The sequence below is a fragment of the Marinomonas sp. BSi20584 genome, assembly GCF_002792415.1.
GTDB lineage: Bacteria > Pseudomonadota > Gammaproteobacteria > Pseudomonadales > Marinomonadaceae > Marinomonas > Marinomonas polaris.
Genome location: NZ_KZ454894.1, coordinates 40,776 through 52,786 on the forward strand (window position 1 = coordinate 40,776; position 12,011 = coordinate 52,786).

Annotated in this window: 9 protein-coding genes; 6 read left to right on the forward strand and 3 right to left on the reverse strand. The window is 44.4% G+C overall.

Going from position 1 to position 12,011, the window contains the following annotated elements; translation table 11 throughout:
* Positions 1–27 precede the first annotated feature (27 nt).
* The 3 genes from TY87_RS19490 to TY87_RS19500 all read right to left on the reverse strand — a co-directional run bounded on the left by TY87_RS19490 (position 28) and on the right by TY87_RS19500 (position 3,746).
* Complete coding sequence (locus TY87_RS19490; protein ID WP_100188345.1) at positions 28–1,275, reverse strand: ABC transporter substrate-binding protein; 1,248 nt, start codon at positions 1,273–1,275, stop codon at positions 28–30.
* Positions 1,276–1,555: 280 nt separating this feature from the next.
* Positions 1,556–3,022, reverse strand: coding sequence for an ATP-binding protein (locus TY87_RS19495; RefSeq protein WP_100188346.1), 1,467 nt, complete (start codon positions 3,020–3,022; stop codon positions 1,556–1,558).
* Positions 3,012–3,746, reverse strand: a complete 735-nt coding sequence (locus TY87_RS19500; RefSeq protein WP_072839429.1) for a response regulator — start codon at positions 3,744–3,746, stop codon at positions 3,012–3,014. Before TY87_RS19500 ends, TY87_RS19495 begins: the two co-directional genes overlap by 11 nt.
* 240 nt (positions 3,747–3,986) lie before the next feature.
* On the opposite strand from TY87_RS19500, the gene TY87_RS19505 reads away from it, so the two are divergent.
* From TY87_RS19505 to TY87_RS19530, 6 genes are all read left to right on the forward strand, one after another.
* On the forward strand, positions 3,987–4,958 hold the full coding sequence (locus TY87_RS19505; protein WP_072839430.1) for a carbohydrate kinase family protein: 972 nt from the start codon (positions 3,987–3,989) through the stop codon (positions 4,956–4,958).
* Positions 4,959–5,414: 456 nt separating this feature from the next.
* The gene (locus TY87_RS19510; protein WP_100188347.1) at positions 5,415–6,767 is read left to right on the forward strand and encodes an ABC transporter substrate-binding protein; all 1,353 of its coding nucleotides are present in this window, start codon (positions 5,415–5,417) and stop codon (positions 6,765–6,767) included.
* Between the two features lie 112 nt (positions 6,768–6,879).
* Positions 6,880–7,890 carry a carbohydrate ABC transporter permease gene (locus TY87_RS19515; RefSeq protein WP_072839432.1) on the forward strand — a complete coding sequence of 337 codons (1,011 nt, stop codon included), beginning with the start codon at positions 6,880–6,882 and terminating at the stop codon, positions 7,888–7,890.
* Between the two features lies 1 nt (position 7,891).
* A complete protein-coding gene (locus tag TY87_RS19520) occupies positions 7,892–9,034 on the forward strand; it encodes a carbohydrate ABC transporter permease (RefSeq protein ID WP_072839433.1) in 1,143 nt (380 codons plus the stop codon).
* Positions 9,035–9,106: 72 nt separating this feature from the next.
* Complete coding sequence (locus tag TY87_RS19525; protein WP_100188348.1) at positions 9,107–10,207, forward strand: ABC transporter ATP-binding protein; 1,101 nt, start codon at positions 9,107–9,109, stop codon at positions 10,205–10,207.
* Between the two features lie 95 nt (positions 10,208–10,302).
* Complete coding sequence (locus tag TY87_RS19530; protein WP_072839435.1) at positions 10,303–11,922, forward strand: alpha-glucosidase family protein; 1,620 nt, start codon at positions 10,303–10,305, stop codon at positions 11,920–11,922.
* Positions 11,923–12,011 lie beyond the last annotated feature (89 nt).

A 12,011-nucleotide genomic window follows, 5' to 3' on the forward strand; every position in this document is an offset into this window, starting at 1 on the left:
CAAATTAGGACTTTGCAGATTTAGATCTTACATACTTGCTTTAACAGCACGAGCTAGCTTGTCTACCGCTTCTTTAGACGTCATAGACTCGTCATTGAAGAAGTTAGTCACGACGTCAAAGATAGCGCCTTGAACCATAGAGTTCACAGCCATGCCGTGAGCCATACTTGGTACTAGGTTGCCAGTCGTTGAGCTTGCTAGGAACGCATCCATTGAAGAATGTGCACAAGTATCAAATTTCTCGCGAGGCATATTCAAGCGAACTGGAATAGAGCCTTTATTCAAGTTGAATGTTTCTTGGAATTTAGGTTCAAGAATCAAACGAGCAAGATCTTTTTGAGCTGCTTGTTTGTCTTTGCCATCCACTTTAAACATTGCTAGAGAGTCGATGTTGAAAGTGAAAGAACCGCTTGTGCCTGGCGCTGGGTAACAAACGTAATCGATGCCTGCTTTTTTGCCTGCAGCTGTAAACTCGCCTTTCGCCCAGTCACCCATGATTTGCATAGCTGCATCACCATTGATAACCATAGACGTTGCGATGTTCCAATCGCGACCAGAGAAACCTGGATCAACGAATTCGCGCATTTGTTTGAAAGTATCAAATACGTCGATCATGTCTTGGCTACGTAGTGTTTTGTCAGACAAGCCGATGAACGCGCTGTTGTAGAATTTAGCGCCTTTAGCCAAAGCGATTGCTTCGAATAGGGTTGCGTCTTGCCAGTTTTGACCACCATGAGCGAGTGGTGTGAAACCAGCTGCTTTGATCTTTTTCGCTTCAACAATGAATTGTTCCCAAGTAGTCGGGATAGACGCGCCTGATTTACGGAATACTTCAGGGTTAGCCCACATCCAGTTTACACGGTGAACGTTTACTGGAGCCGCTACGTAGTGGCCGTTGTACTTCATTACGTTACTAACAACTTGAGGAAGGATAACGTCCCATTCGCCCGCTTTAGCAACATCATCAAGATTTGTTAGGAAGCCAAGGTCACCCCATTCTTGAATGGTTGGGCCTTTGATTTGAGCAGCAGATGGTGGGTTGCCAGAAATGGCACGAGATTTTAGAACGGTCATAGCAGATTCACCACCGCCACCAGCGACTGCGAAGTCTTTCCAGGTGTGGCCAGCGTCTACCATTTCTTCTTTAAGTACATTGATCGCAGCGGCTTCGCCACCTGATGTCCACCAATGTAGAACTTCTACTTCACCAGCCTGAGCCGTAGCCGCGGCTAGAGAAAGTGCAACTGTGGTTAAACCGAAAGCAATTTTTTTCATGATAGGAACCTTTGTTATTGTTATATCATCCAATCAAAGACATTTTATAGACTTTGATGTTGCGTTATTTTTGTATCGACTTCGCTATCTGAAGATCAGCTTAAGCGAACATTCGAGTTATAGAATTTAGCAAAGGATCTGACAAGGGAGGGTAAAGTAGAGCAACCTATTGTAACGAAGTCTTGCAAAAGATGTTTTGAAATGACCTTTGTTTGCTTTTTAATTGACGATTTATTTCATTTTATAGTGGGTTTAAAAGAGCCCTTTAGCTCACTAAAAATTAATGTCTTGGCAGCCAGAGTTTGGCTTCTAAGCCTTGTTGTATATGGTTACTTAAGGTGACTTCACCACCATGAGCACGTGCAATATTCCGCGCAATACTCAAGCCTAACCCCATGCCGCCAGGATGACCGGAATGGTCGGGTGTAAGACGAGTGTAAGGCTGAAAAACTTTATCCATTTTATCTATTGGAATACCTGGGCCTTGGTCACAAACACGAATACAGACTTCGTCTTCATCATCTTCGATGTACACAATAGCAGTTTTTCCATAATACAACGCGTTATCGACAAGGTTGCCAAGGCAGCGTTTTATGGCGAATGGTTTACCAATAAACGGATGTTGTAATTCGCCGACAACAGTCAGTTTCACACCATGTAAGTTGGCGGTAGATTGCATGTCTCTGAGCATTCTTGAAATATTCACTTCGACACGGTTTTCATGAATATCGGTTTCTTTTACGCTTTGTAAGGCGCCTTTTAGCAACATATCTAGATCTTCTAAATCGCGGATCATGGCGTCGCGGATATCATCTTCGTCTAGCATCTCAGCGCGTAATCGTAAGCGCGTGATAGGCGTTTTTAAATCGTGAGAGATGGAAGCAAAAAGCCTCTCTCGGTCGTTGAGATAACGCTGAATGCGGCGCTGCATATCGTTAAAAGCTTTGGCTGTATTGCGTACTTCGACACTGCCGACTTCTTTTATTGGTTGCCAATCGCCTTGCCCAAAACGTTCCGCCGCACGAGCCAAGGTTGCCAGTGGTCGTGTTACGCGTCTCAAAATAAGAATGCTCAGCAGCAACACGGTAATCACCGACATCGCCATGGAAAACAAACGATCCCCACTGAGTGCCGTGGTGCCATCCAAAAAGTACGGATCAGGCATCAAGCTGGCAAGATACAGCCAGTCTTTGTCATTAATAGGGATTTGAATCACGATAATCGGTGGTGTAAGAGGTTTCACCAATAAGCTGTGATGTCCCCAGCGCTCGGGCAAATCCACAAGGCGAGTATGGTTGTTGATCACGTGCAAATCGCTTGGGCTGGAAAATGCAATCTTGGCGTTGTGAATGCCTAGCTGTTTGATCAGCGTCGACTGAACCTCGTTTTTGACAATGTCTTTGAGCGGCGAGTCGGGAATATTGTTGATGAGAATTTCTTCTTTATTGAGCGTCACAAAGAAGCGTGTTCCGCCCATGTCTTGTAATTGATCAATGACGATATGGCGATAATTGGTTGGCAAAGAAGTGAAGTAGCTAACAGTGGCGGCAATACGAAACGCCATGTGTTTAGACACTTCACGTACGTTTTCTTCGGTATCGGATTCGAGTTGACGCAACCAAATGGATGAACTAATGAACTGAGCGCTGGCCACGCCCAGTGCCATAATGATCAGAATTTGTCCTGTCAGAGACTGGGACCAGCGCTTGATTCGTGAGCGTTTACTGATCGGTGTATTAACGGGCATCACTAATGGCTTCGACGCTAGCGGTTAATATATAACCTTGACCACGAATGGTTTTGATCAACTGTGGCTGGCGGGCATCTTCGCGCAAACGCTGGCGTAAGCGGCTAACGTGCACATCAATAAAACGATCCAGCGGAGCGCTATCGCGTCCACGCGTATTTTCGGCGATAAGTTCGCGAGTGAGCACAGCGCCAGGATGAGTTAAGAACAACATTAAAAGATTGTAATCTGCGCCGGATAACGACTCTTTTTCGTCTTTAAAGTGCAATTCACGCGACAGCGTATCCAGAGTAAATTGCGCAAAACGATAGAAGCGATGGGCAACCGGTGCAATTTCTATGACTTCTGTGTGTTCCATACGGCGCAAAATAGCTTTGATTCTCGCCAGTAACTCTCGCGGGTTAAAGGGCTTCGCAAGATAATCATCAGCGCCAATTTCCAAACCGATGATACGATCCATTTCGTCAGAGTTTGCCGTTAGCATAATCACCGGAACTTGTGATTGCGTTCGTAGGGAACGACAAACTGCAAAGCCATCTTGTCCCGGAAGCATGATGTCTAAAATCACCAGATCAACTTCTTGCTCTGCTCGGAAATTTGCTAAAAACGCTTCACCTGAATCAGCGGTTAACACTGTGAATTGATGCTTTTCTAGGTAAGTTTTGAGCAGGGTGCGAATCTCGTCGTCATCGTCTACAACATAGATACATTTTGCGTTGGTCATTATCTTGCTCAGTGGAAGGTTGAGGTCTGTTAGTTATTATAAAAAGTTATTATAAAATTGTTATGTAGGTTTCGAGTCTAGCAAGAAACTTACAGTGAACCAATTGCTCATATAGGCTTGATACGAACAGTCTTTAAATAAATTAAATTGATTTAATGCTTTCTCCCCTGCATAATTTTTCATCTACCCTTATTTAGATCTGCGCAGATTATGTCTGCAAACCAAAAAGAGAACACAATAATGACAACAAAAGTAATGGCGTTCGGCGAAGCCTTGATCGATTTCCTTTCTAATGGAGCAACCAAAGCAGGAGAGCTTGAATCTTTTACTAAGTTCCCTGGCGGTGCGCCAGCAAACGTTGCTGTGGCTGTGGCCCGCTTAGGAGGCAATAGTCATTTTGTCGGCCAAGTAGGTGACGATGCGTTTGGTCATTTTTTGAAAGAGTCTCTTGATGGTTACGGCGTGAATACGAGCAATATGCTGATGACCAAGGAAGCCAAAACAGCCTTGGCGTTTGTAAGCTTGGATCAAACTGGCGAGCGTAGCTTTGAATTTTACCGTAGCCCTTCTGCGGATATTTTGTTCCGCGAAAGTGATTTTGATGCAACCTGGTTTGCTGATAGCCAAGGTGTGTTCCATACCTGTTCAAATACATTGACCGATGCGGATATTACCAAAGCCACCTTGGCCGGTGTGAGCATGGCTCGTAAGGCTAATTGGATCGTTAGTATTGATGTGAACTTGCGTATGAACCTTTGGCCGAATGGGCAAGTGGATACAAAGCGCGTTATTGATTGGATGCAAAGTGGTGATGTAGTGAAAGCCAGTCTAGAAGAATTGGCTGTGTTAGCAGAAGATCCATTTGCTCTTATCGAACAGTCTCTTACTGCGGGCGTGACCTTGTTTGTATTAACTGATGGTGGCAACCCGATTCGTTTTTATACGGCGACTCATGGCGTAAGTGAAGTGATTACACCAAAAGTTGAGGTAAAAGACACTACAGCAGCAGGCGATGCGTTTGTTGGCGGCTTGCTTTATAAATTGGCAGAACAAGGTGGCGATCGCGCAGCGTTAGCGGCTTTATCTCAACAACAGCTAGTGGATATTGTGCGCTTTGCTGCGGCTTGCGGCGCAGATTCTGTGACAAAGTTGGGTGCCTATCCTTCTTTGCCTTCGTTGAGCGAAGCGGAGGCGCAGTTAAGCCAGTTTTAGGCTCTAAGAATATGATTTTACTTTTAGAATATACTTTTGTTAAACGGTTAAGAAAGTATTAAGCCTGTTTGTTAGAATGAAAAGCGTGCTAGATCACGCTTTTTTTATGCCTAAAAAAAGCGGTCTAAATGAGTAAAAATAGAGAACAAAATGAACAATTAATGATTGAAAATTGTTCATTAACTTGCTGAATTTACGATAAAAACCCTATATTGTTGGTTTTTTATACAGATGCGGTGGAATAAATAAGATTCGCATTTTTAGAAGGATCTACTAAATTTAAAAAATAATTAAGTCAATATTAAGGGAGTGAGGTGCTTGAAGCGCGGGTTTTGTTTGTTAATAATCGGATTCCTTCTTAATCCTTATAGAAGACATGTTTACCTTGTTTCGACCTACGATAATAAAAACAAAGGCGTGCTAGGGGTTTCCCAAGCGGGCCTGTAAGGAGCAATGATGAAAAAATCTCTTTTGTCTATGGCAGTCGCCCTGACACTTTCCGCAAATGCTGTTCATGCAGCAGACCTCTTGTTTAAGCCTGGTGAAGATTCTCGTTTTAGTTGGAGCAGCTATGAGGCTCTGAAATCGAATAAGCTATCTGGTGAAACCATCTCTATTTTTGGTCCTTGGACTGGTGATGAAAAAACCAACTTCGAACGAGTTGCTGCTTACTTTGAACAAGCCACTGGCGCTAAAGTGAAATACGCGGGTTCTGATTCTTTTGAACAGCAAATCGTTATTGATACTCAAGCGGGCAGCGCGCCAAATATTTCTGTTTTCCCTCAACCTGGTTTGGCAGCAGATTTAGCCGCTAAGGGCTTTTTAACACCGCTTAGCGATACTGTAAAAGATGGCGTGAAAAAGGATTACGCAGCAGGTCAGTCTTGGGTTGATCTAGCTACGTTTAAAGATCAAAAAGGTCAGAAAGAATTCTACGGTGTTTTTTACCGTGCAGATTTGAAGTCACTAGTTTGGTACTCACCAGAGAACTTTGAAGACGCAGGCTATGAAGTTCCTGAAACTATGGAAGATCTAAAAGCCTTAACCAAGCAAATCGTTGCTGATGGTGGTACGCCTTGGTGTATCGGTTTAGGTTCCGGTGCGGCTACAGGTTGGCCAGCAACGGATTGGGTTGAAGATTTACTACTTCGTACTCAGCCAGCATCGGTTTACGATAAATGGGTAACTAACGAAATTAAGTTTGATGATCCACGTATTGTTGGTGCCATTGAAGAGTTTGGTTGGTTTGCTCGTAATGACAAGTTCGTTGATGGTGGCGCAGGTGCTGTAGCGTCTACTGACTTCCGTGACAGCCCAAAAGGCTTGTTCCAGTCTCCACCTAAATGTTACTTACATCGTCAAGCTTCGTTTATTCCTGCTTTCTTCCCTGAAGGAACGAAGCTGGGTCTAGACGCTGATTTCTTCTACTTCCCATCTTATGCGTCTAAAGATTTAGGTAACCCAGTATTGGGTGCCGGAACATTGATGAGTGTGACTAATGATTCTAAAGGCGCTCGTGCGTTTATTGATTTCATTCGCTCGCCAATCGCTCATGAGTTGTGGATGGCGCAAACTGGCTTTATCTCTGCTCACTTGAAAGCAAACCCTGAAGTTTACTCAAGTGAAGCGGCGAAAAAACAAGGCGAGATTTTACGCTACGCGACAACCTTCCGCTTTGACGGATCTGACTTGATGCCTGGTAAAATCGGCGCCGGTTCTTTCTGGACAGGAATGGTTGACTACACTGGCGGTAAAGATGCCAAAGAAGTTGCTCACGACATCCAAAAAACATGGGATGCCTTGAAGTAATTCTTTGTAAAGCCCTAGAGTGACTGTTCACTCTGGGGCTTTTTGTATTTGTTTTATAAGTAAAGCGGTTGCCGTTTTAATTGTCACTGCATTGATATATTTTGGAGATTCTATGGGACAGCTTGCCTCGGCGTTAGTTACCATGATTCTAGGTGTTATGGGGTGTGCCGCGTATTTCTACGGCTCAAATTTCCTTTTAGATAAAATTTTTCCAACTAAAAGTGGCGCAGCTGCTGAAGTTGCTCGTAATTTACGTGTGGCGAACAATATTCGCCCTTGGCTGTTTTTGGGGCCAGCAGTTTTATTACTGACATTTTATCTTTTCTATCCTGTTATTGATTCCATCCGCTTGTCTTTTTATGGCCGCAGCGGCGAAGATTTTGTTGGTCTTGCGAACTACAAATGGCTATTTAGCAGTGATGAGTTCTATGAATCTTTCCGCAATAACATGCTGTGGTTGATTGTTGTACCAACAGCGGCAACATTTTTTGGTTTGATTATCGCGACTATGACCGATCGTATTTGGTGGGGCAATATCGCAAAAAGTCTAATCTTCATGCCGATGGCGATTTCCTTTGTAGGTGCGTCGGTTATTTGGAAATTCATTTACGATTTTCGTACCGGCGGTGAAGACCAAATCGGCTTGCTGAATGCCTTGGTTGTCTTCTTCGGTGGCGAACCTCAGACATGGCTGACGATTCCAATTTGGAACAATTTCTTCTTGATGGTCATCCTGATTTGGATTCAAACCGGTTTTGCTATGGTCATTTTGTCTGCTGCGCTACGTGGTATTCCAGATGAAACCATTGAAGCAGCAGTGTTAGATGGTGCCAATGGCTTTCAAATCTTCTACAAAATTATGGTGCCACAAATTTGGGGAACCATTGCGGTGGTTTGGACCACGATTACCATCTTGGTATTGAAAGTATTCGATATCGTATTGGCAATGACGAATGCCCAATGGGGCACACAAGTGTTGGCCAATCAGATGTTTAGTTGGATGTTTAATGGCGGTGGCGACTTTGGTCGTGGCGCGGTGATTGCGTTGGTTATTATGGTTCTGGTTATCCCAATCATGGTGTGGAATATTCGCCGCGCTAATGCCGAAATGGAGGGTCGTTAATATGATTACGTCATCTAAACGCACTCCGTTAACTTATTTGGTACATGCGACTGTCTTGTTTCTTGTGATCATTTGGACGATCCCGACAGCGGGTTTGTTTATCTCTTCTATTCGAGATAAAAATCAGCTTTCTACGTCTGGCTGGTGGACAGCATTAGCGACCTCAGAGCAGCGTCTCGTGGCGCGAGCCCATGAACCGAAAAAACAAGTTCAAGAGGGTAATCGCTTTGTTATTCGCGGTAACCTATTCGAAGGTTCAGCGGGGGAAATTACCAAGTTTGGTTCTAGTTCATTAAGACCCGATGAATTCGAAGTAGGCACAGTGGCCGAACTTAATAAAGGCGAGACCTTGCAAGTCATGGAAAACGGCGATTATGCGTTTTCTTCTCCTGTGGAATGGAAGGGCTCCCGTGGCGACCGTATTTTCTATACAGCCGAGATTCCACCACGCTTCACCTTAGAAAACTATCGTGAAGTATTGAGTGCGGAAGGTTTGGGTAAGTCTTTTATTAACTCTTTAACCGTGACCATACCTGCGACCATTATTCCTATTCTAGTGGCCGCGTTTGCCGCTTATGCTCTGGCTTGGATGCGTTTTCCTGGACGTGCATTGCTGGTCGCTGCGGTGGTTGGTTTGTTAGTCGTTCCGTTACAAATGTCACTGATTCCGTTGCTAAAAAGCTACAACATGATTGGCGAGTTTTTTGGTGTCGGATCGAAAACTTATGTGGGGATTTGGTTAGCGCATACTGGGTTTGGTTTGCCGTTGGCTATTTATTTGCTGCGCAACTATATTGTTGGATTGCCTAGAGAAATCATCGAATCCGCCCGTGTGGATGGCGCTTCAGATTTTGATATTTTCCGTAAAATTGTATTGCCTTTGTCTTTCCCTGCATTAGCGTCATTTGCCATCTTCCAGTTCCTTTGGGTATGGAATGATTTGCTGATTGCCATGGTGTTCCTAGGTAATGATGCTGATCACATGGTGCTAACAGGTCAGCTTCGTGAATTGCTTGGCTCTCGCGGTGGTAACTGGGAAATTCTGACGGCATCGGCGTTTATTACCATCATTATTCCTTTATGTGTCTTCTTTGGCCTACAGCGCTATTTAGTGCGCGGTTTGCTAGCAGGCTCGGTGAAATAACAAAACCTAGGCAGGTGAGTTGAGCGTTTGCTCCTCACCTAAGGTATGAATTTAGATTGAGGCAGTAAAATCATGGCTGATGTAAAACTCACCAATGTTAAGAAAATTTATTCGAATAATGTTGAAGTATTGAAAGACATTAATCTAGATATCAAGCAGGGCGAATTCATTGTTTTCGTCGGTCCATCCGGTTGTGGTAAGTCCACGTTATTGCGCATGATTTCTGGTTTAGAGGAAATCTCCGCTGGTACGTTAGAGATCGATGGTGTTGTGGTAAATGACGTGCCGCCTGCATTGCGTGGTATTGCTATGGTGTTCCAAAGCTACGCTTTGTACCCGCACATGACGGTGTATGACAACATGGCGTTCAGCTTACAAATCGCTAAGGTGAGCAAAGCAGATATCGATCAACAAGTTCGTAAAGCCGCGGATATGCTGCAACTAACACCGTATTTAGATCGTTTGCCAAAGGCGCTTTCTGGCGGTCAACGTCAACGTGTGGCGATTGGTCGTGCGATTGTACGTCGTCCTAAAGTATTCTTGTTTGATGAACCTTTGTCTAACTTGGATGCGGCACTTCGTGTTGCGACACGCATGGAAATTGCCAACCTGAAAGACAGCATGCCTGATTCTACGATGATTTATGTGACCCATGATCAGGTGGAAGCCATGACGTTGGCTGATCGCATTGTGTTGTTATCTGGTGGTGATATTGAGCAAGTGGGTTCACCATTGGATCTTTATGAGCATCCTGCGAACGTATTTGTGGCGAAATTTATTGGTTCGCCAGCGATGAATATTGTGCCTTGCCGAATTGAGCAAACTGGCGCACAAACCTTGGTGTCTTTGTCGGCTTCTGCCTCCATTCAAACGCCTATCGTGACGGAATCAAGTGAACAAGCGAAACCTGCTTTCTTTGGCATTCGTCCAGAAGACTTGGTGGTTGTGTCTGCGGAACAAGAAAGCCTTTTCTCTGGTGAAGTATCCTTCGTGGAATCTCTCGGCGAAGCGACTTTACTGTATGTGAAAATCCCTGGCGCAGACGAGATGGTGATTGCGAAGCAAGCTGGCACATTGAACATTAAGCGTGGGGATAAAGTGTATTTGTCCGCACCGGCTGAAAAAATGCATTTGTTTGATGAACACGAGCAGTCTTACTTACGCAAAGGCTAACTGGCTAGTATGTTATTGAGCAGTTAGTAATCTTGTTATTTAAATGGGGCAATGCTTTGGCGTTGCTCCACGTTTTATCTTTTTTGGAGAGTCTGATGACAACCAATCTGAATTGGTGGAAAGGTGGGATTATTTATCAAATTTACCCACGTAGTTTTATGGATGCAAATGGCGATGGCGTTGGCGATTTAGCTGGTATTACAAGTAAGTTAGATTACGTTGCATCGCTTGGTGTAGATGCTATTTGGCTCTCGCCTATCTTTACTTCCCCAATGAAAGATTTTGGCTACGATGTGTCCGATTATTGTGACATTGATCCAATGTTCGGTTCGTTAGCGGATTTTAAAGTCTTGGTTGACCGCTCCCATGAACTGGGACTGAAAGTCATGATCGATCAGGTGATTAGTCACTCGGCTGATGTCCATCCTTGGTTTGAAGAAAGTCGTCAAGATAAAACTAATCCTAAAGCAGATTGGTATGTTTGGTCTGATCCAAAGCCGGATGGTTCACCGCCAAATAATTGGCTGTCTATCTTTGGAGGCAGTGCTTGGAAATGGGATAGCCGTCGTTTGCAGTATTATTTGCATAACTTCTTAGAGTCTCAGCCAGATTTTAACTTCCATAATCCAGAAGTTCGTCAGGCACATTTGGATAATATGCGCTTTTGGCTAGAGCTTGGTGTGGATGGTTTCCGTTTGGATACGGTGAACTTCTATTTCCACAGCGAAGGCTTGGAAGACAACCCACCTGTACCAGCTGGCGAGCCAAAAACCATGGGTGCGCCACACGATAACCCTTATACTTATCAGCGTCATGTGTACGATCTTAGCCGTCCAGAAAACTTGGATTTCTTAAAAGATTTACGCGTTATGATGAATGAGTTTCCAGGCAGCACCATGGTTGGTGAAATTGGTGACGATTTTCCTCTGAAACGCATGGCGGAATATACGTCTGGTGGCGATAAGTTGCATATGGCTTACACCTTCGACTTTTTGAACACGCCTCATTCTCCAGAATACATTCGTAAAACCTTGGCGGACATGAATAACATCGTGGGTGATGGTTGGCCTTGCTGGGCATTATCGAATCATGATGTGGTGCGTTCTCGCACTCGTTGGGGCGCAGACGAAGATGGCAAAGCTTACCCTCTAATCGCGTTAGCATTGATCTTGTCTCTACGTGGCAGTGTTTGTTTGTATCAAGGTGAAGAACTTGGCTTACCTGAAGCTGAGGTGCCGTTTGAGCGTATTCAAGACCCTTATGGCATTCCGCTATGGCCAGTTTTTAAAGGCCGTGACGGCTGTCGTACGCCGATGGTGTGGGATAATTCGACATTGGGCGGATTCTCAACAATCGAACCTTGGTTGCCAGTCGATAAAAATCACTTACCGCTAAGTGTTGCTGAGCAAGAAGCGAATCCAGATGCCTTGTTGCATAAGGTTCGTCAGCTGATTCATTGGCGTCAGCAACAACCTGTTTTGGTGAATGGCGAATTGTCTCAGCTTAATTTGGATAATGAGCAATTGATTGCTTTGGTTCGTGAATACGATGGTGAGCGTTTGTTAGTTGTATTAAACATGACAAGTGAAGAGCAGCAAGCGACGCTAAATGCGAATGTTGCAGAAGTATTGCAAGGTCATGGTTTTGAATCGACTTTGGATGGTGAGGTGTTGACCTTACCTGCTTATCAAGCGCTCTACGCTAAGTTGTCTTAAGTCGTATTACGCAGTTAATTGAGTTTTTAATTGAGCTTTTGTCATTTCAAGCCGATTTGCGTTTTGCGTGAATCGGCTTGTTTGTCGAA

Excerpts from the sequence above, each read along its gene's own strand:
- TY87_RS19505 (WP_072839430.1), top strand. The coding sequence starts at position 3,987 with ATGACAACAAAAGTAATGGCGTTCGGCGAAGCCTTGATCGATTTCCTT.
- TY87_RS19490 (WP_100188345.1), bottom strand. The coding sequence starts at position 1,275 with ATGAAAAAAATTGCTTTCGGTTTAACCACAGTTGCACTTTCTCTAGCC.
- TY87_RS19500 (WP_072839429.1), bottom strand. The coding sequence starts at position 3,746 with ATGACCAACGCAAAATGTATCTATGTTGTAGACGATGACGACGAGATT.
- TY87_RS19510 (WP_100188347.1), top strand. The coding sequence starts at position 5,415 with ATGAAAAAATCTCTTTTGTCTATGGCAGTCGCCCTGACACTTTCCGCA.
- TY87_RS19515 (WP_072839432.1), top strand. The coding sequence starts at position 6,880 with ATGGGACAGCTTGCCTCGGCGTTAGTTACCATGATTCTAGGTGTTATG.
- TY87_RS19530 (WP_072839435.1), top strand. The coding sequence starts at position 10,303 with ATGACAACCAATCTGAATTGGTGGAAAGGTGGGATTATTTATCAAATT.
- TY87_RS19525 (WP_100188348.1), top strand. The coding sequence starts at position 9,107 with ATGGCTGATGTAAAACTCACCAATGTTAAGAAAATTTATTCGAATAAT.
- TY87_RS19520 (WP_072839433.1), top strand. The coding sequence starts at position 7,892 with ATGATTACGTCATCTAAACGCACTCCGTTAACTTATTTGGTACATGCG.
- TY87_RS19495 (WP_100188346.1), bottom strand. The coding sequence starts at position 3,022 with ATGCCCGTTAATACACCGATCAGTAAACGCTCACGAATCAAGCGCTGG.